The sequence below is a fragment of the Nocardioides sp. genome (genome assembly GCF_050246775.1).
In the GTDB taxonomy this organism is placed as follows: Bacteria; Actinomycetota; Actinomycetes; order Propionibacteriales; family Nocardioidaceae; genus Nocardioides.
On the sequence record NZ_JBFWVK010000002.1, the window covers coordinates 812,353 to 830,494 of the forward strand.

General features: G+C 66.6%; 17 protein-coding genes. 9 read left to right on the top strand and 8 right to left on the bottom strand.

Annotated elements, in window-relative coordinates; translation table 11 throughout:
- Window positions 1–48: 48 nt before the first annotated feature.
- The gene (locus AB7I40_RS13805) at window positions 49–1,050 is read right to left on the bottom strand and encodes an APC family permease (protein ID WP_428348101.1); all 1,002 of its coding nucleotides are present in this window, start codon (window positions 1,048–1,050) and stop codon (window positions 49–51) included.
- Complete coding sequence (locus AB7I40_RS13810; RefSeq protein ID WP_428347985.1) at window positions 1,044–1,592, bottom strand: MMPL family transporter; 549 nt, start codon at window positions 1,590–1,592, stop codon at window positions 1,044–1,046. Before AB7I40_RS13810 ends, AB7I40_RS13805 begins: the two co-directional genes overlap by 7 nt.
- Window positions 1,593–1,721: 129 nt before the next feature.
- Between AB7I40_RS13810 and AB7I40_RS13815 the strand changes: the two genes are divergently transcribed.
- The 3 genes from AB7I40_RS13815 (at window position 1,722) to AB7I40_RS13825 (ending at window position 3,495) form a co-directional block, all read left to right on the top strand.
- Window positions 1,722–2,315, top strand: a complete 594-nt coding sequence (locus tag AB7I40_RS13815; protein ID WP_428347986.1) for a TetR/AcrR family transcriptional regulator — start codon at window positions 1,722–1,724, stop codon at window positions 2,313–2,315.
- Between the two features lie 146 nt (window positions 2,316–2,461).
- Window positions 2,462–3,001 (top strand): DUF2867 domain-containing protein, encoded by a 540-nt coding sequence (locus tag AB7I40_RS13820; RefSeq protein WP_428347987.1) that lies wholly within the window; start codon window positions 2,462–2,464, stop codon window positions 2,999–3,001.
- Window positions 2,998–3,495: a PaaI family thioesterase gene (locus AB7I40_RS13825; RefSeq protein ID WP_428347988.1), complete on the top strand. Its 498-nt coding sequence runs from the start codon at window positions 2,998–3,000 to the stop codon at window positions 3,493–3,495. Before AB7I40_RS13820 ends, AB7I40_RS13825 begins: the two co-directional genes overlap by 4 nt.
- Window positions 3,496–3,536: 41 nt before the next feature.
- On the opposite strand, the gene AB7I40_RS13830 is transcribed toward AB7I40_RS13825, so the two are convergent.
- Window positions 3,537–6,989, bottom strand: a complete 3,453-nt coding sequence (locus AB7I40_RS13830) for an ABC transporter substrate-binding protein (RefSeq protein WP_428347989.1) — start codon at window positions 6,987–6,989, stop codon at window positions 3,537–3,539.
- Window positions 6,990–7,170: 181 nt separating this feature from the next.
- Between AB7I40_RS13830 and AB7I40_RS13835 the strand changes: the two genes are divergently transcribed.
- The 3 genes from AB7I40_RS13835 (at window position 7,171) to AB7I40_RS13845 (ending at window position 10,255) form a co-directional block, all read left to right on the top strand.
- Complete coding sequence (locus AB7I40_RS13835; protein ID WP_428347990.1) at window positions 7,171–8,322, top strand: WD40/YVTN/BNR-like repeat-containing protein; 1,152 nt, start codon at window positions 7,171–7,173, stop codon at window positions 8,320–8,322.
- Window positions 8,323–8,520: 198 nt separating this feature from the next.
- Complete coding sequence (locus tag AB7I40_RS13840; RefSeq protein WP_428347991.1) at window positions 8,521–9,744, top strand: hypothetical protein; 1,224 nt, start codon at window positions 8,521–8,523, stop codon at window positions 9,742–9,744.
- 184 nt (window positions 9,745–9,928) lie between these two features.
- The gene (locus AB7I40_RS13845; protein ID WP_428347992.1) at window positions 9,929–10,255 is read left to right on the top strand and encodes a TraR/DksA family transcriptional regulator; all 327 of its coding nucleotides are present in this window, start codon (window positions 9,929–9,931) and stop codon (window positions 10,253–10,255) included.
- A 13-nt stretch (window positions 10,256–10,268) separates the two neighbouring features.
- On the opposite strand, the gene AB7I40_RS13850 is transcribed toward AB7I40_RS13845, so the two are convergent.
- From AB7I40_RS13850 to AB7I40_RS13865, 4 genes are all read right to left on the bottom strand, one after another.
- On the bottom strand, window positions 10,269–10,514 hold the full coding sequence (locus tag AB7I40_RS13850; RefSeq protein ID WP_428347993.1) for a DUF2630 family protein: 246 nt from the start codon (window positions 10,512–10,514) through the stop codon (window positions 10,269–10,271).
- Window positions 10,507–10,950: a hypothetical protein gene (locus AB7I40_RS13855; RefSeq protein WP_428347994.1), complete on the bottom strand. Its 444-nt coding sequence runs from the start codon at window positions 10,948–10,950 to the stop codon at window positions 10,507–10,509. Before AB7I40_RS13855 ends, AB7I40_RS13850 begins: the two co-directional genes overlap by 8 nt.
- Window positions 10,951–11,211: 261 nt before the next feature.
- Window positions 11,212–11,574 carry a helix-turn-helix domain-containing protein gene (locus AB7I40_RS13860; RefSeq protein WP_428347995.1) on the bottom strand — a complete coding sequence of 121 codons (363 nt, stop codon included), beginning with the start codon at window positions 11,572–11,574 and terminating at the stop codon, window positions 11,212–11,214.
- Between the two features lie 143 nt (window positions 11,575–11,717).
- On the bottom strand, window positions 11,718–12,794 hold the full coding sequence (locus AB7I40_RS13865; RefSeq protein ID WP_428347996.1) for an NADP-dependent oxidoreductase: 1,077 nt from the start codon (window positions 12,792–12,794) through the stop codon (window positions 11,718–11,720).
- A gap of 222 nt (window positions 12,795–13,016) precedes the next feature.
- On the opposite strand from AB7I40_RS13865, the gene glsA reads away from it, so the two are divergent.
- Together glsA and AB7I40_RS13875 are read left to right on the top strand one after the other, a co-directional pair.
- A complete protein-coding gene (gene glsA, locus AB7I40_RS13870; protein ID WP_428347997.1) occupies window positions 13,017–13,985 on the top strand; it encodes a glutaminase A in 969 nt (322 codons plus the stop codon).
- Window positions 13,986–14,008: 23 nt separating this feature from the next.
- Entirely contained in the window at window positions 14,009–14,755 is a 747-nt protein-coding gene (locus AB7I40_RS13875) for a gamma-glutamyl-gamma-aminobutyrate hydrolase family protein (protein WP_428347998.1), read from the top strand.
- A gap of 106 nt (window positions 14,756–14,861) precedes the next feature.
- On the opposite strand, the gene AB7I40_RS13880 is transcribed toward AB7I40_RS13875, so the two are convergent.
- Window positions 14,862–16,313: an APC family permease gene (locus AB7I40_RS13880; protein ID WP_428347999.1), complete on the bottom strand. Its 1,452-nt coding sequence runs from the start codon at window positions 16,311–16,313 to the stop codon at window positions 14,862–14,864.
- 416 nt (window positions 16,314–16,729) lie between these two features.
- Between AB7I40_RS13880 and AB7I40_RS13885 the strand changes: the two genes are divergently transcribed.
- The gene (locus AB7I40_RS13885; RefSeq protein ID WP_428348000.1) at window positions 16,730–18,142 is read left to right on the top strand and encodes a glutamine synthetase family protein; all 1,413 of its coding nucleotides are present in this window, start codon (window positions 16,730–16,732) and stop codon (window positions 18,140–18,142) included.

Consider the following 18,142-nt stretch of genomic DNA (forward strand, 5'->3'; position numbering starts at 1 on the left):
GCGGTCCTTCGCTGGGTGGGGTGAGGGGGTGTCGGGACGTGCCCGCGATCAGCGGTAGTCGGGCACCGGCTCCGGGGTGGTCATCGATCCCCGCATCGCGAGGTAGACCGGGATGCCGAGGAGTGAGGCGCCACCGGCCATCAGGAACGGTCCCCAGACGACGTACCAGGAACTGCCGGTGTTGCGGGAGTAGTAGATGAACGCCAGGGACAGCACCAGCGACACCACGGCCACGGTGAGGTCGAGCACCAGACGGGGGGTGGGTCCGCGCTGGTGGTCGTGCCAGCGCCAGGTGAGCTGCGCCAGTGCCGAGAACGCGTAGGGGATGGCGGCGGTGATGCCGGTCATCAGCACCAGCGTGGTGAAGACGGAGGCACCACTGGTGCCGAGGTAGCTGATGATGACGGCGATGGAGGCGAGCAGCGTGGAGGAGATGATCCCGAAGGCCGGCACACCGCGGCCGGACAGCTGGGCGAAGCGGCGCGGGAAGAGGCCGTCGTTGGCGGCCGCGAGCGGCACCTCGGCCACGATCATCGTCCACCCGTTGAGGGCACCGATGCCCGACACGATGACGGCGAGCGCGACGAGGTTGCCGGCCCAGGCACCGCTGCCGACGATGGCGTCAGCGGCTGCGGAGTACGACGCCTTGTTGCCGTCGAGCGCCAGTGCGCTCGCGGGCAGGATGCCGAAGACCGCGACGAGCGACAGCATGTAGACCACGCCGCTGGCGAGGGTGCCGTAGATGGTCGAGCGGCCCACGTTGCGAGCGGGGTCACGCACCTTGGCGGCAGCGACCGATGCCGTCTCGACCCCGAGGTAGCTGAACAGGCAGATGGCCATGGCGCCGCCGATCGCCGACAGGTTGGTGTCGCCGCTGGTGTTCCAGGGGGTGTAGTTGCCGGCGGTGATGAAGAACAGTCCGACCGTGGACATCAGGGCCAGGGGGATGAACTTCAGCACCGTCGTCCAGACCTGGAAGATGCCCATGCTGCGCACGCCGAGGAGGTTGACGGCGGCCGGGATCCAGAGACCCGACAGGGTGATCAGGATCGACCAGACGGTCGCGCACGCCGACCCCTCTGCCGAACTGCCCGCAGTCGCCTCAGGCCGCCGTCGTACTCGACCTGGATGCCGGCCTCACGTAGAGGCTGGACGGCGTTGTCGGCGGCGTCGAGCTCGGCCACGCCGACCTGCTGGGTGTCGAAACCGACAGTGGCGAACGCGGTGCGATCGTCGTCGCTGAGCGTGGGCCCGCGCGCCTGGTAGGGGCTAGTCACGGCGATCACGTGTGGCACGACGGCGAGCCTCTGGATCGACTGCTCGATCGCGACTCTGATCTCGGGATCGGACAGTCCGTTCTCGGTGTGGAAGACCACATTCGAGGAGTACACCGTCTCCCCGGGGAAGCGATCCTGAATCGCATCAGCCGCACGCTGCGACTCCGAACCGGGAAGGGTGAAGGACTCGTCGTACTGACCGCCCTGGGAGACGTTGAGCATGAGAACCGCTCCGGCGACGACGATCCAGGCGCTGATGACGCGCCAAGGGTGCCGACCGGCGAAGTGGCCGATGAGGAAGAGGACGTGTGACATGGCGGACCTTTCGGGTGTGACGTGGGAGCCCCTGGAGAACCAAGCGGGCGTCGAGCACGGTTGTGCGTCGATCTCTGGACTCTCCATACGCCTACGTATGGAGAACAATCCGTACGGTAGCGTATGGGCATGACGAAAGTGAAGCGCGAATCCTTGGCACCTTCAGATTGGGCCGAGGCCGCCCTGGCGGCGCTCGCGGGCGGCGGGCTGGCCGCAGTGGCCGTCGAGCCACTGGCGAAGGCGCTGGGGACGACCAAGGGCAGCTTCTATTGGCACTTCGCCGACCGGAACGCACTGCTCGCAGCGACCCTGGAGCTGTGGGAACGGCGCGACACCGATCGCGTCATCGCGGCCATCGATGAGTCGCAGGACGCGCTGACCCGGCTGCGCAACCTCCTCCACCTGGCCTTCACATCCGTCCAGGACGGCTCCGCGGGAACGGCAGGATCGGTCGAGCTCGCCCTCCAGGCCAGCGCGTCACACCCCCTGGTCGCAACCACGCTGGTTCGAGTCACGGAGCGGCGCCTGGCGGCACTGACCGGGCTGTACACCGACCTGGGGCTGTCGAAGACTCAGGCGCGCGACCGGGGCCTTCTGGCCTACGCCGCCTTCCTCGGGCACGCCCAGCTCGCCCACGCCACACCCGGCCTCCTCCCCAAGGGACGGGCGTTCGCCACCCACGTCGAGCGGGCCGTCGAGGCACTGGTCAGCCTCGAGAGCTAGGCCGTACGCCGCCGCGGCTCTCGCGCGGCGCGGTTGGTAGTCCCCCGGGGAGGCGTCACGTCGTCATCACGTCCGCGCTTCCACTCGGCATCTCCATACGCTACCGTATTGATTGTCTCCATACGGAGGCGTATGGAAGGAGAGTCATGGAGCCACTCATCATCTCTACCCGGCCAGGTGTCAGACATCACCAACTGGATCCGGTGGGCCCGGGCCTGACCGGGCGCGTCTTCGCGATCCCGCTGCCCACCACGCCGCTGCTCACCGATGCGCTGCCGTACGTCGACTGGTCGGACGCCTACGCCGTCCTCACACCACTCGGTGCACCGTGTCGCGACCCGCAAGAGTGGGCCGAGGCGATCTTCCAGGGCCCGGCGCTCTGGGTGCGTGCACTCTTCGGGGTACGCGAACTGGTGGTGCGCCTGGTCGGTATCGAACCTGGCGGCGGCCACGCCTTCGCGACCGTGAACTGGAGGCGGGACGAGGTCCTTGTCGGGACCGACCAACGGCACCTCGGCTTCCGCGCATCGGTGCTCGTCGAGCCCGGACGGGTGGCACTGAGCACCGTCGTTCAGGTGCGCAACCGGCGCGGGCGCGGCTACTTCGCACTCGTGCGTCGGATCCACCCCTGGGTGGTCCGCAGCATGCTTGCGCGAGCCTCACGCACGATGGCCGGCCCGTCATGAGCCGGGCTGACCTCCGCCAACGCACCTACGACTGGGACGACCCGGCCCCCACGGCCCTCGCCGGCTTGGATCAGGACGGGATCTCGGTCCTGAGGGCCATCGGGGCCGGCACCCTGCCGCTGCCGCCGGCGATGAGGACCCTGGGCATCGAGCCCGTCGAAGTCGATCCGGGCCGGGTCACGTTCAGGCTCGCCTTGGGCGAGTTCCACCTCAACCCTTTCGGAATCGTCCACGGAGGGGTGCTCGCGGCGGTGATGGACACCGCGATGGGCTGTGCAGTCCACTCGCTGCTCCCGGCGGCCGTCGGCTATGTCACCGGCGAGCTCAACGTGCGGTTCCTGCGGCCGGCGCTGCTTGCGGGCGGGCCGCTGGTCTGTGCCGGCGAGGTCGAGCACCAAGGCAGGAGCACCATGGTCGCCTCCGCTCGCATCACCGACCGGGACGAGCGAGTCATCGCCATCGGCGGCGCGACGTGTCTGGTGCGGAGAGCCTGAGATGGCTGCGGATGCTGCCCCGCTAGCGGTGTCTCCCCCTGTCAACGGACCCACAACTGGCTGAGCAGCGGCCCCACCTCCTGCTTGCTGACCTGGTAGTTGCCCACGGATTGCGACGTGACCCATGAGTCGATGTCGTTGGTCATGGGGACCAGGGGCGCAAGGTCGGTGAGTCGGCGTTCGATGCGGCCCCAGCGCTGCAGCGCCTCCCCGGGGTCTGACGGCATGATCGAGGACGCCGCGTTGGCTCGCCGATCCAGGCCGGGGTTGCAATAGCCGATCGGATAACCCCCGCCCCCTCCGCACGCGACAAGGTCGTAGAAGTTGGACGGCAGCGGAAAGTCGGCGATCCACCCACCCGTTCCGACGTTGTTGCCGCTCAGCGGGTCGTAGAAATAGCGGTTCCCGCGGTCGGTGTCGGGCAGTGCGTGAAAGGTGACGGCGTACCCCAAGCTACGCAGGACACGAGCGAGGTAGGAGGCGAGGGGTGGGTTGGGGTCGCCGCCCACCACCTCGCTCACGTCGACCTGCATTCCGGCCGTGCCCGACTCAGCGACCAGCGTGCGCGCACGCGCGAGGTCTGGCCCCCGGTATCCCTCCTCCCCCGACCCTGTCGTGAACGGGCAGTAGGGCCGGTACGACGGCATTCCTGGCGGCATGAGCTGGCAGGTGGCCCTGGCCACCGACGAACCGCCCAGGAGCTGGACCGCCCGCCTCCGATCGAAAGCGAAGTTGAGCGCCCGGCGAGCCTTGGGATGGTCGAAAGGCGGTCGGGACGCGTTGAGGAAGCCGAAGGAGGTGGCTTGCACGAGACTGCTGTGGACGCGACTCGGCGAGGTGAGCTTGAGCCGGTCGACGAGCGCACCCACCTCTGCTCCTTGCTCACCGAGGGGGGTGAGCTCAGCGAGGTCCGCTTGGCCACGTCGTACGGCGTCGGCAGCCGCGCCGGCGTCGGCGACCTTGATCCAGGTGAGATCGTCAGGGAAACCTGCCGGCTGGGCCGCCGATGACCACTCGTGGAAGTAGGGATTGCGGGTGAGAGTGAACCTCTCGTTCACGACGTAGGTGGAGATCTGGTACGGCCCGGTCCCAGGCAAGGGCCGGGTGACCTCGCGTATCGGTGTCCCCCTCGGCGCCGGGAAGACCAAGAGGGTGAGCTTGTAGAGGAACTGCGGGTCGGGTGCCCGGAGGTGAAACGTCACGCGTCCCGTGGCGTCATCGACGTCGACGCCTCGACTCAGGTCACAGGATCGCGGACGCTCGATACACCGCTGGCCGCCGATGATCCCGGCGTAGAAGTCGGGCCGTCCGTCGGTCGCCACCAACGCACGGTGAACCCCTCGCCTGAAGTCGGAGGCACGAACCTCCACGCCGGTGGAGTACCTGATGCCTGGGCGCAGGGTGAAGGTGTAGGTCGTGTCGCCATCCGTCGGCTCGGGCACCGAGGTTGCCAGGTCAGGAACCAGCGTCTGAGGGTCGGCGCTGGCGTAGTGGTAGGCCAGCAACCCGTCGTACACGACCCGGGTGGCATGGAGCGTGGTGCGGTCGTACACGCGCGCCGGGTCGATCCGCGACACCCAACCTGGCAGGGAGGCAGCGGCAACGCGCAGGCTCCCGCCCCGGTGCCTGCTGGACGCGAATGCCCCGGCGGCGACCCACATCCTGTCTCCTTCGGCCGCCAGTGCGTTGACAGGGGCGCGGAGGTCGACCCGTCGCTGCTTCTCGGTCTCAGGGTCGATGCGGACCAGGTCCCCGGCGGCCTTCTCCGCCACCCAGATCGCACCGCCCCACGAGACGACGGCGTTCGGTCCGTCGCCGACATCGATCGAGTGCGTGTGCAGGGTGGCCACGTCGATGCGGCTGACGGTTTCGGAGAGTTCGTCGGCGACCCACACGTCATCCCCGACCCGGACGATGCCTCGTGGTCCGCTGCCGACCCGGATGGGCGCAGACAAGTGTGCCCCCGACTCTGCCTCGATGCGCATGACCGAGCCTTCACGGCCGTTGGCCACCCACACCGTCGTGTCGTCCACCGCCAGGCCGTCCGGACCGTCGCCCACCTCTATCGGCTTCTCGCCGACCCCGGTCACCGTGTCGAGGCGCTGGACGGTGTTGTCCCCACTGTTGGCGACCCAGAGCCCGGCCGGACCGGCGGCTATCGCGTCCGGGTCGCTGCCGACGCGGATCGTGTCCACCACCTCGTTGGCCGGCACGTTGATGCGGGTCACCGTGCCGTCACCGAAGTTCGTGACCCACAGGTCGTCCCCCGTGCGGACGAGCGCGCGAGGGTCGTGTCCTACGGCGATCACCTGCTGGACCACGTGATCGTCCGGATCGATCCTCGACACGGTGTCGTCGCTCGCATTGACGACCCAGACCGCGTCAGGGCCGGCCGACACTGCGGTCGGGTTGGTGCCGACGGGGACCGAGCGCACCACCGACCCCGTCTCGTCGAGCTGGCTCACCGCGTTGGCGGGGGGTGCTGCGACCGTCAGGCCAACGGCGGTCTCAGTGCTCGGATCGTGGGCCGCAGCACCCCCGACAAGGGCGGCGACCACCCCACTGACGGCGAGGAGCGCACGGATGCGGGCACGTGTGCGGTGGCCCCCTTGGCCAGCTCCAGGGTCGGCGGGCGGACCTGCCGACGCGGCGTACTGGGGCGCGCGGGCGCTCGGTGCCTGGTCTGGCTGTGGGGGTCGCCAGGCAAGTGTCGCGTCCTGTTGGAGCACCCTGTTGTTGAGCTCCCGCAGGGCTGGGCTCGGCTCGATGCCCAGCTCGGCGTCCAAGATGGTGCGCAGCTGGCGGTACGCCGCCAACGCATCGGACTGGCGGTTGGAGCGGTACAGCGCCAGGATGCGCTGGGCCCAGAGTCCCTCGTGGAGAGGGTGCTCGGAGATCAGGCCGCCCAGTTGGGCGACCACCCCCGCGTGGTGGCCCAGATCCAGCTCGGCCTGGACGCCGGACACGATGGCCGAGGCTCTGGTCTCTTCCAAGCGGGTGCGCATCTGCGAGACGAAGTCGTAGTCCGACAGGTCGGCGAGGACGTCGCCGCGCCAGAGCGACAGCGCTTCGCGGTACGCCGCGAGGGCGCGCCCGGCGGCAGCCATTGCCAGCAGCGCGTCGCCCTCACGCACGAGATCCTCAAAGCGCTTCACGTCGACCTGATCCTCGGCGACGTCGAGGCGGTAGCCGGCTCTCGAGGTCACCAGTGTGCTCCCTGCGACTCCCCGTGGCCGGTTCGGTTCCAGGATCTGACGGAGGTGGAAGACGTAGGTCTGGACGCTGGTCACGGCACCCGGTGGTGCAGGCTCGCCCCACACTTCGCGGACCAACCGTCCCACCGACACGGCCTGGCCGGCGTTGCAGAGCAACAGGGCCAGGAGGGCGCGTTGCTGGCGCCCTCCCAGTGGCAGAGGAGACCCCGCGAGTGAGACCTCGAGGGGCCCGAGGATGCGGAAGGTCAGCGGCGGGTCAGGCCTGTCCGTTTCACTCATCAGCGAGCCGTCCGTGCGGGTAGCCACAGCCTAGACCGGTGAGGGCGACGCGGTCTGCGGTCACTGCAAGCGCGAAGCAAGGGTTTTCCAAGGCCGTGGGGCTGTGATCGGGAGGTCGCAACGCGCCCGCGTCGCGATGCCGAGCCGAGGCCGCTAGGCCCTGACAGTGATGGAGCAGATCATGATCAAGCCAATCGAATCCCCGTGGGCCAGGCGCAGGCCCGCTGCTGGTCTCTCGCGCGTGGTGGGCCCGCTGGTCATGCTGGCGCTCCTCCTCACCGTCGCCTTCGCGACGCCGACGAGCCCTCGCGCGTCTGGGGCGGAAGCCACAGGGTCGGCGAGAGCGACGTGGATCGGGGTCACGAGTCCGGGGACCGGGCCGTTTCGTGGTCTCACGGCTGTCAGCCGGAAGGTGGCATGGGTCGGTGGGGACAACGGGGAACTGTGGCGTACGACGGACGGAGGGTCGTCGTGGGTGGACGTGGCCCCACCGAACTCGACCGGTCTCGGATTCCGGCGGATCGTCCCCCTGGAAGACGGTCGCGTCGTGCTGTTCTCTCGGGGCGGTGTCGACAACCCCGACGGAGAGGAGCCGTCACTTGCGGCGCGCATCTTCGTCAGTTCCAACAACGGTCGTTCGTGGCGTCTGGCCTTCCTGAACGACGACCCGGCAGCTTTCTACGACTGCTTGGACATGTTCGACGATGGTCGGCACGGGCTGGCAGTGAGTGACCCCGTCGAGGGGCATGTCCGGGTCATCGTCACAGCCGATGGCGGTCGCTCCTGGCAGGTCGCGCCCTCGACCGGGATGCCGCCCGCTGTCGAAGGCGAGTTCCCCTTCGCGACCGGCTGCCTGCGGACGTCCGGCAACGCACAGGCGTGGTTCGGGACGGGAGGCTCTGCGGCGCGCATCTTCCACACCACGAACCGCGGCATCACCTGGACCACGACACCCTCGACGATTGCGCCGGACCCGGAGAACGGCGGCGGAGTGTTCGGCCTCAGCGTGAGAAGCCATGATCACCTGCTGGCCGTCGGCGGCACGTTCGCCGACTTCGACCTCGGCACCGACGCCTCGGCGTACTCCCCCGATGGGCGCATCTGGCGGGCCGGTGGCGACACCGGCGGTCTGCGCTTCAACGTGAGCTGGGTGCCGGGGCTGCGGGACACGGCGATCGCCGGCGGCTTCAACGGAACCGACCTCACACGCGACGGCGGCCGCACCTGGACGACGTTCAGTTCGCTGCCCTACGGGTCGGTCGACTGCGCGTCGGATGGAGTGTGCTGGGGTACCGGCGAGGACGGGACCGTGGGCCGCTTGTTCCTTCATTGATCGACAGCAGGCGAGGGTGGGAGGGCCGTGGTCTCGCAATGCTGGACCACCGGTATCGGCATGAGAGCTGGTGACAGGAGTGAGCGACTGTACGGTGGAGCGATGCCTTCACTAGCGAAAGTGTTCCTCCTGTCACTTGCGCTGGTCCTTGTTGGCCCTCAACCCAGTTTCGCAGCATCGCCGACCCCGCAGCGGTTGGTGAACGCCGACGCTCACCTCCTGGGTCAGGCAGTCGCAGCGAACGGGACCACCGTGTCGGTGTGGAACCGCTACGTCCAGTCCTCGGGCACCACCTACATCCGAGCTGCCGTGCGTCGCCCCAACCAGGACCACTGGGGCCCGATGCGCACGCTCGACTCCTGGAAGGGCTCAGGCGGGGGGTCGGGTTCCGTGGTGCCCGCGGGCACCGGCGTCCTGGCTGGTTGGGTCACCGCGAAGGGACGCATCGCCCTGATGCGGTGGGACAGCACCACGGGCTGGGGACGCAAGACGCTGGTGCCGGGTGCGGCCAAGAACTCGGTCCACCCTCAGCTCCTCGTCAATCCCGCAGCCGGCCTGCGGGCCGTGGCGTACTACCGCCTCGTGTCCCCTCGGAGTTGGCACAGCGTCCTGCGCGTGGCCGTGCAGCGCCACGGGGTGTGGACCAACAAGACCGTCGGCCGGTCCGGCGACATCTCGACCTTCGAGGACACCCCCGAGATCGTCAGCGACGACGCCGGGAACGTCACGGTGGCTTGGCGGTTCTACTCGACCGACGACTACGGAGACGTCACCGGTTATGCCTCACGGCTGGGCGCTGACGCGGCGACCTGGGAGGCGCCGCACAGCTTCGGTTTTGAGGGCGAGATCTACTACACCAGTCACCCCACCCTCCTGCTCGAGCCCGACGACTCGGTGACCCTGTTCAAGTCGCCGCCCTTCTACCCCGCACCTGAGGACGGGGTGCAGGTCTGGAATCGCGCCGCTGACGGCCCCTGGACGCTCACCGAGAACGTGCCGGGAACGAGCTACCTCATGTCCGACGACGCACATGTGGAGCGCAACTCCCGAGGTGACCTGCTGGCCGTCTACCCCGGGCACACACTCGTCGCGAAGCCAGCGGGAGGCACCTGGCAGGTCGTCGCGCTCGGGTCCGACTTCGAACTGGCTGACGCCGTACTCGCCGACGACGGCAGGATCGCAGCCTTCGGGATCGGACCGAATGCCTCTGCCCTCCAACAGGTCCAGGTCCGCTTCGGCACCATCGCTGGCCTCTTGGGCGACCCGACAAGCCTGACGACCGGTCAGGCCAAGCGCATGATCGCCGACGCGACCCTCGCTCCCAACGGATCCATCAGCCTCGACTTCGCTCGACGAGTGCAGAGCCCCCCGCGGAGCCGCGCCGAGATGCACAACGGTCTGGTCCTCAACATCGACGACTGAGTCGCAGGCCGGAGGTGCGTAGGCCGTGGTCTCGACAAGCTCGACCACCGAAGAGCAAGCCTGACCACCGAAGAGCAAGCCTGACCACCGAAGAGCAAGCCTGACCACCGAAGAAGGCGTCAGAGCCGTGGCGAGGGTCTCAAGAGTGGCTCGGAGGTTAGGAATGCCGGGGCAGACTGGGGGTATGGACGCCATCCGCACCACCTTGCTCGAGAAGAAGACCGAACTCGAGGAGCAGATGGCCGTGCTCGAGGAGCCGCCTGGCGAGGGCGGTGAGATCTCGTTCGGAAAGCGCATCGGCGAGGGTACGTCGATTGCCGTCGACCGGCTTTCGCAGGTTGCCGTCCACGACAAGATGCAGGTCACCATGGTTGACGTGGACCGAGCTCTCGCCAAGCTCGACGACGGCACCTATGGCATCTGCGATGCCTGCGGACAGGCGATCGGCGAGGGCCGCCTCGAAGCGCTCCCGTGGGCGACCTTGTGCGTGGAGGACGCAGCCAAACGCTGAACCCGTCAGTCCGCTACTGCAGGTAGTTCTCCACGACCGAGGGCGGGCGTGCTTCGGTCTGCGTGGAGTCAGCCCCGAACTCGCTCTTGGCTCGGCGCTGACGCAGCAGATCCCAGCACTGGTCTAGTTCGACCTCGGCCGCCCGAAGTTCGTCCAGCTCGTGGTCAGCCTCGAGCCCGCCGTCGGCGCGGCGGCCGCGCAACTCATGCTCCCGTTCCACCAGTGAGGTGATCCTCGCCAGGATCGATGCGTCATCCATGGCCATCCAACTCCTTGTCTCCAGGCGCTCCTGCGCTGGTCACCGTTCCTCGGGGCTCAACCATGCTAGCCATCAGCATCGGACGCGGCCCAGCGTTCACAGCCCGGCCCGGCTCGTCGGTGGCCGAGCCATGGTCGGTGATCGAGCCGTCGTCGGTGGTCGAGCCGTGGTCGGTGGTCGAGCCTGTCGAGACCACGACCGTCGCACCTTCGATGGTCGAGCCTGTCGAGACCACGACCGTCGCACCTTCGTCGGTGGTCGAGCCTGTCGAGACCACGACCGTCGCACCTTCGTCGGTGGTCGAGCCTGTCGAGACCACGACCGCCGCACCTTCGTCGGTGGTCGAGCCTGTCGAGACCACGACCGTCGCACCTTCGGTGGTCGAGCCTGTCGAGATCACGACCGTCGCGCCGTACCCCTTGGACGCCGCAGCCACCGATCGGCTCGGGGACCTGCCGGTCCGAGCTCCTGTCTTGACAGCTCCGGCAGATTGCGAATGCGCGCGTCGAACGCACGTGTGCACGTCAACCGAAGGTGCGAGGGCCGTGGTCTCGACAAGCTCGACCACCGAAGGCCACGCCCGACCACCGAAGGACACGCCCGACCACCGACGGACACGCCCGACCACCGAAGGCTTAGACCCCCGGAAAAGATTCATTGGCTCGCTCTTCATGGCCGGGCTGAAGCGGGCCAAGGCTCACAACGCAGCCGGTCGATCGCAAACAGACACCGCGAATGCCGGATTCCATGCATATCCGCCGCAGAAGATGGTTCTCACTGGATCCGGGGACCCAACCTTCCGCCTGACACCCCGGATCCACTGCCGAGCGGCAGCTTCACAGCCCACCCGGACATCTCCGCGCACCGATGCCACGATCTCCTCTGCGCCAACCGTTCGTCCACGCGCAAGCACGAGTGTCTGGAAGACACGAAACTCGATGGCAGTCAGGCCCAACTCGAAACCACCACGATAGGCGACGCCAGCCTGCCGACCCAGGTGGAAGGTCACGGCAGCGGCTAGTGGACAGCCACAGGAGCTTTCCATCTGTTCTTCGAACATCAATCCTCCCGTGAGGGCGTGACGTGGCGACGGCTACACGCCCGATCTCGCGCTCGTAGGCGCAGGCAGAGCGGACCCTTGCAAGGAAGTCCCTGGCGAGCCCAGACCATCAAGCCGGGCCCCGCTTCCCGAGAAGTTCGAGGCTAGTGCTCGGGTGTGCCCAACTGCAGGATCTGTTTTCCGAGGTTCTTGCCGTCGAAGAGCCGGTTCATGGTGGCAACCGCGTCGCTCACATCACCCTCTTGGATGTCCTCCGCCCAGACCAGACTGCCGTCGGTGACCCAACTCGCCAACCGCGAGGTCGCAACCTCGAACTGGTCCGCGAAGTCGGTCACGATGAAACCCTTCATCGCGCCACTGCGGACAGTGATCGTGGACAGGTTGGTCGGCCCATAGGAAACTGCCTCATCGGAGTACCCGCTTGAGATGCCCCCACAGAGGACGACGGTTCCGCGCTGCGCGATGTTGCTGATACCGGCCTCGAGGATCTTCCCGGCCACGTTGTCGAAGAAGACGTCCACGCCGTCGGGCGCGAGCTTCGCCAAGCGCTCGGCGACGTCCTCGGACTTGTAGTCGATGACATGGTCAAACCCAGCGACGTCTGTGAGCCACTCAAGCTTTGCCGGACCCCCGGCAATGCCGATGGTGGTCGCCCCGGCCAGCTTGGCAATTTGGCCTGCGATCGAGCCCGTAGCACCCGCTGCACCCGACACCAGAACGACGTCTCCAGGTCGGGGCCTACCGACCTCGAGCATCCCGAAGTACGCGGTCAGACCAGTTGTTCCGAGGACACCGAGTACGGCCGTCGGAGGTACACCTTCGGGCACACGTCTCGCGACGGGGTGACTGGCGCTCGGGTCACGAACGTGCTCCAGTTGACCGATCGTCCCGTGGTCGAACGAGGCGAGTGCATACGTCTGCCACCCGAAGTTCCCGGTCACCAGCGTTCCGACGGCAACCGAATCCACGCCCGAACGCACGACTTCGCCGACGCCGTGACCGCGCATCACATCTCCGATGGGAACGGGCGGGGCGTACGACGGACCGTCGTTCATCCAGCCGCGCATCGCTGGGTCGAACGCGATCCACAGAACTCGAACCAGGACCTCTCCCGGGCCGGGTTCGCCCGCGGGAAGTTCCTCCCGCGCGAAGTCCTCGGTGGTGGCCGTCCAAGTCGGCCGCTTGCTCAGCAGCATTCGGTGGTTCGTGAAGTCGCTCATAGAAGAATGGTACCTTATGGTCTATTGCCTAGTCCAATAGAGTGTGAGGTAGTTCATCCAGCCGACCTTGGCCGGCGTCCCTTCGACGATCCCACGAGGCAGGGCTGGGCGCTGGTTAATTGGACTATTGCACCAATCTTTAAATTCTTCATACACTGACTGCGCCGTCCCACATGGGCGTCCAACGGTCTCGTGGATGAGGCTCGAGTCAGGAGGCGGTCAATGTTCGGTGCTGCGGCGGCGACTCCCCTCGACCATGAGGTCGCACCCAATCGCTCGCTGTCCAGCAGCCATGCCCTTCGTTCGGCGTCCCAACGTGCCCTCGAGATCGGGCGCGCAGCCTCCCCCTCCGGCGCGGTGGCGCGGAGCATCCCGGAGTTGGCGCGGGTTCACCCCGACACCTTCGGTTTTGCCGTGACAACTGTGGATGGTGTCGAGTTCGGGGTAGGTGCGAGTGATGTCGCCTTCTCCCTCCAGAGCATCACCAAGCTGTTCGCCCTGACTGCACTGCTGCGCCTGGACCCCACCGCGTGGGAGCACGTTGGCTGGTCACCGACAGAGCTTGGCTACGACTCCGTGAGCGAACTGGAGCGGGGGGCAGGGCGATCCAGAAACCCGTTCGTGAATGCGGGAGCGCTTGTCGTCACCGACCGACTCCTCCATCACACAGGCTCAGCAGTGGATACGGTGACTGATCTCATTCGTGAACTCTCTGGAGATGAGAACGTCGCGTCCGATGGTGCCGTTGCCTCCTCAGAAGCCGGAGCGGACCACCGCAACCGCGCACTCGCCCACATGCTGGCCGAGCACGGCCAGCTGTTGAATGACGTCGACGTAGTCCTGGCTCACTACTACGCGCAGTGCGCCATCACTGCGTCAGCACTCAGTGTGGCGCGGGCGTCTCGCTTCCTCGCGGATCGTCAGATGCCCGATCGAGTGCTCGACCCCGCCAACGTGAGACGCATCAACGCGGTCCTGCTGACCTCGGGCATGTACAACGCGGCAGGCGAAATCGCCTACCGAATCGGTCTGCCGGCGAAGAGCGGGATCGGGGGCGGAGTCGTCGCGACACTCCCCGGAGTCGGCACGGTCTGCGCGTGGAGTCCACCTCTGAATGCAGACGGAAACTCGGTCGGCGCCGTGGCTGCCATCGAGGCCTTTGCCTCGACGTCCGGTTGGTCCGTCTTCTAACTGTCTAGGACAAGGAGTATGCAGTGCAGGAACACCTCGATCGTCCCGTCGTCGGGATCACCTACTCAATGCGCGACCTCGAGGGCTTCCTCCTCTGGCGGCACATGTTTCACGCTTTCGTAGCAGCCGGGGCCACTCCGGTGAGCATCGACTGCACCGTGGAACAGCCCCGCATATACGCCATCATCGAACGCCTCGACGGACTCGTCATCAGCGGAGGAGGAGACGTCGATCCCGACCTGTACGGCGGCGACTCGAGCGACACCCTCCTACGGGGGGTGAACCCGGCCCGCGACGTAAGTGAACGCGCAGCCCTGCATGTCGCTCTGGACCACGGCATGCCGATCCTGGCGATCTGCCGTGGTCTTCAGTTCGTGAACGTGGCACTCGGCGGCACCCTGCACGCCGACCTGGCTCGCGATCGCCCAGGCAGCCTCGCCCATCAGGAGTCTGAAGAGGCCCTCGCGCGTCCGGTTCACGATGTCAGGGTCGAGGGAGGTTCACTTCTGGCGAAGTGGATGGGCGGCGACGGTGTGATCCCCGTCAACAGCGAGCATCACCAAGGGGTCTCCGAGTTGGGGCGCCAACTCACCGCAGTCGCGTTCTCATCGGACGGCTTGGTAGAGGCCGCGGAGTCCGCCGAGAACAACCTGGTCGGGGTGCAGTGGCACCCCGAGATCCTGTGGCCCTATGAGCCGCATTCGGCTTCCCTGATTCGCGGCTACGTCTCTGAGTGTGGTGCATTCGGACAGGCCGCAAGCCGGGTGTAGCCCCACTCACACGGACAGCGAGGATCTCGCAAACCACCACCACCAGAACGGCGCCCTCTGAGACTGATTCCGAGGGCGCCGTCGCTGCTTGCCGAGGGGTCGGGAATCAGTCCTCCAGGATCCTGGCGTACTTCTCGGCCGAGGTGGCCTTCGCGATCGCGGTCACTCCCGCTCCGGCCACGAACGACGCGGCCAGCCCGATGCAGACCCAGTTCGCAGCTGTGCGACCACCGACGAGGAGGTCGAGGTTGTCGATCACCATGTAGACGACATAGGCCAGAGCCGCGAACGAGAGGACCGGAGCGATGACCGAGTTCCAGACCGGGTCGTTGCTGTCGCTACGTTGGTGGAAGGCCACAACAGCGGCGCTGGTCAACAGCATGAGCAAGAGGATTCCCAGGGTTGCGGCGCCGGCGAACCACGTGTAGATCTCCAGGACCGGGTCCAGGCCGACGGCGGTGAGGACACCAAGAATGCCTGCAGACACGACCGTCACGACAACCGACGAGCGGGACGGCGCCAAGTTCTTCGGGTGAACCTCGCCGATGTAAGCGGGCAGGACCCGACCGTTGGCAAGGTTGAACTGGTAGCGCGCGACCACGTTGTGGAAAGACAGACAGCATGCGAACAGGCTGGTCACCAGGAGCAGGATGACGGCGTCCTCGACGAGGCTCCCTGCGTAGCGATTCGCGAGTCCCTGCATGACGTTGGACGGATCGGCACCAGCGGCCGCGGCGGCTTTGTCGGCGCCCAGCCCGATGGCCACGGCGTACGACGTCAGCGCGTACAGGCCGCCGATGACCGCCACAGCGATATAGGTGGCTCGAGGAATAGTTCGCTCGGGGTCCTTGGCCTCGCTGCGGAACACCGCGGTCGCCTCGAAGCCGACGAATGCGAAGAACGCAAACATCAGTCCGAGCCCGGGGGCACCGTCGAAGACGCTGCTGACATCAAGGGGCGCAGCGGAGAGCCCCGAGTCTCCACCCTTGGAGAGGATGGCGACGTCGACGACCAGGACCACCAGGCCCTCCAGGACCAGGGCCACACCCAACACCTTCGCGCTCACCTCGATGTCGCGATATCCGAGTAGTGCGATCACCGCAAGGAACGCGAACGTACACAGCCACCACTGCACGTTCAGACCGAGGTACTGCTCAGCGGCGGCGGAGGCGAACACGCCCAACAGGGCATAGAGGCCGATGAGCAAGATGACGTACGAGACCAGCGCCAGAGACGCGGTGCCGGCACCAGCCACCTTGCCAAGGCCCGCCTGGACGTAGGAGTAGAAGGCGCCGGCATTGCGTACATGGCGACTCATGAGGGTGAACCCGACGGCAAAGACAGTGAGAACCATGGCAGCGCCGATGAAATACAGTGGCGCGACCGAGTTTCCGCCCAGGGCGAAGACGAGCGGGATGACCGCGCAGGCCGCACCGAGGGGTGCGACAGCAGCAACCACCATGAAGACAATCTGGCTGACGCCAAGTCCGCGGTGGAGCAAAGCGGCCTTCTCACCCTGCGAGCTCATGCTCACCTGGGGATCTCTAGTTGCGGACATGGTGCTGGTTCTCCTTGCTCCTGCTCCAGTGCGGAGTCCAGGGATGCGGTCACTATCGGCAGCCGCCCGAGCAGCCAAGTGGAGTACGAGTAGACCTCGGCCCTGCGCCGCTGGCCGTGCACCTGATTGGCCACGCTTTGGCGAGGCTCAGGGATGGACTACCGGAACTCATCTCTCCAATTGATCTATTGGCCCGATCTTCGAACCTTTAAGGCCAGGTGTCAAGGGGCGGGCTGAAGTTTTCGCCCTCCTCCCTCCAGCAAGCGTGCCGCCCGTGAATCAGGTTCATTGCCCTCACCCAACTCACCCTTGGGCCCGTCGGCAACCGGCGATCATTGACAGCGCGAGACCCGGGGCATACTGTTTAGGTCTACTTGCTGGACCAAAAAACCAAGTCGGACCATCTAGGAGCACTCATGTCCCTCACATCCACTTCGTTCGAGAGTCCCGCAGTTGTGCCTGGAGTCAACCGCCTGACGTACGGCCCCATGTCGCTGGAGCAGCTTCGAAGCGAGGCGGCGGCAGGGCTGGTCGATGGGGTCATGCTCATCACGCCTGACAACAGCGGGCGGTGCTTGGCCGAGCGGGTGCCCACGGAACGATTCCTCAAGGAGTACGACACCCTCGGCGCCTTCAAAGTCCCGCTGATGCTGTGGGGCGTCGACATCGAGCAGAACGTTCGGGCGGGACTCGACCACGTCGGCGGCATGGGTGGCGGAGCGCCAGATGTCCCACTGTTTCCCGACTTGACCACGATCCGCCGCCTCCCGTGGCTGCCGAACACCCCCGTGGTGATCTGCGACCCGATGCTCCCCGACGGCTCACCCCTGGCGTTCGCCCCGAGACAGATCTTGAAGCGCCAACTGGAACGCCTCGAGTTACTCGGCGCGACGATCCAGGCAGCGACCGAACTCGAGTTCTACCTGTTCGACGAGTCCTACGAAGCAGCGTGGAATGCCGACCACAGGGGCCTGACCGCAGCCAGCCGATACCACGCCGCCTACGACGCGGTCGCAGCGATCAAGGCTGAGCCATTCGTCAATGAAGTGATACGGCAGATGGACCTTGCCGGCATCCAGATCGAGGGATACGCGCACGAGTACGGTTTCGGGCAGCAGGAGATCAACCTCAGCCACGCAGGTGCTCTGGAGATGGCCGACCGCCACTTCCTCTACAAGTTCGGCGTGAAGAGTATCGCCGCTCGTGCGGGAGTCTCAGCATCATTCATGGCCAAGTGGGCCATCGATAGAGACGGCAGCTCGTGTCACCTGCACACCAGCCTGTGGGACATCACCGGGACCAGGTCGATCGGCGACCAGAAGGAGTTCGACGGCTACGTCGCCGGCGTCGCCCGCGGGATGGCCGACGCGACCTTGATGTACGCGCCGAACCTGAACTCCTACCGCCGGTTCCAGGCTCACTCTTTCGCCCCGACAGCCATCGCGGTGGGCGACGAGAATCGGACCTGCTCTCTGCGACTCATCGGGTCTGGGCCCAGCAGGCGCGTCGAGAACCGAGTCCCGGGTGCCGATGTGAACCCCTACGTGGCTCTGGGCGCTATGGCTGCATCAGGCGCGAGCGGCATAGAAGCCGCCCTGGCGATGCCCCCGCTGGAGACCGGCGACATGTACACCCGCACCGACGTACCGACCTTGGCCACCTCACTACCGGTTGCCCTCGATCAGTTCGCGCAGAGCCTCGAACTGCGCGAGAGTCTCGGTGCCGAGGTTCATCGACACCTTCTCACCGTTGGCCGGGAGGAGGAACTGGCGTTCCTGACCGAGACCGTCACGGACTGGGAGAAGCGTCGGCTCTTCGAGCGTGCCTGA

Coding starts and splice junctions, on each gene's coding strand:
- AB7I40_RS13810 (WP_428347985.1), bottom strand. CDS start 1,592: ATGTCACACGTCCTCTTCCTCATCGGCCACTTCGCCGGTCGGCACCCT.
- AB7I40_RS13815 (WP_428347986.1), top strand. CDS start 1,722: ATGACGAAAGTGAAGCGCGAATCCTTGGCACCTTCAGATTGGGCCGAG.
- AB7I40_RS13820 (WP_428347987.1), top strand. CDS start 2,462: ATGGAGCCACTCATCATCTCTACCCGGCCAGGTGTCAGACATCACCAA.
- AB7I40_RS13825 (WP_428347988.1), top strand. CDS start 2,998: ATGAGCCGGGCTGACCTCCGCCAACGCACCTACGACTGGGACGACCCG.
- AB7I40_RS13830 (WP_428347989.1), bottom strand. CDS start 6,989: ATGAGTGAAACGGACAGGCCTGACCCGCCGCTGACCTTCCGCATCCTC.
- AB7I40_RS13835 (WP_428347990.1), top strand. CDS start 7,171: ATGATCAAGCCAATCGAATCCCCGTGGGCCAGGCGCAGGCCCGCTGCT.
- AB7I40_RS13845 (WP_428347992.1), top strand. CDS start 9,929: ATGGACGCCATCCGCACCACCTTGCTCGAGAAGAAGACCGAACTCGAG.
- AB7I40_RS13850 (WP_428347993.1), bottom strand. CDS start 10,514: ATGGATGACGCATCGATCCTGGCGAGGATCACCTCACTGGTGGAACGG.
- AB7I40_RS13860 (WP_428347995.1), bottom strand. CDS start 11,574: ATGTTCGAAGAACAGATGGAAAGCTCCTGTGGCTGTCCACTAGCCGCT.
- AB7I40_RS13865 (WP_428347996.1), bottom strand. CDS start 12,794: ATGAGCGACTTCACGAACCACCGAATGCTGCTGAGCAAGCGGCCGACT.
- glsA (WP_428347997.1), top strand. CDS start 13,017: ATGTTCGGTGCTGCGGCGGCGACTCCCCTCGACCATGAGGTCGCACCC.
- AB7I40_RS13880 (WP_428347999.1), bottom strand. CDS start 16,313: ATGTCCGCAACTAGAGATCCCCAGGTGAGCATGAGCTCGCAGGGTGAG.
- AB7I40_RS13885 (WP_428348000.1), top strand. CDS start 16,730: ATGTCCCTCACATCCACTTCGTTCGAGAGTCCCGCAGTTGTGCCTGGA.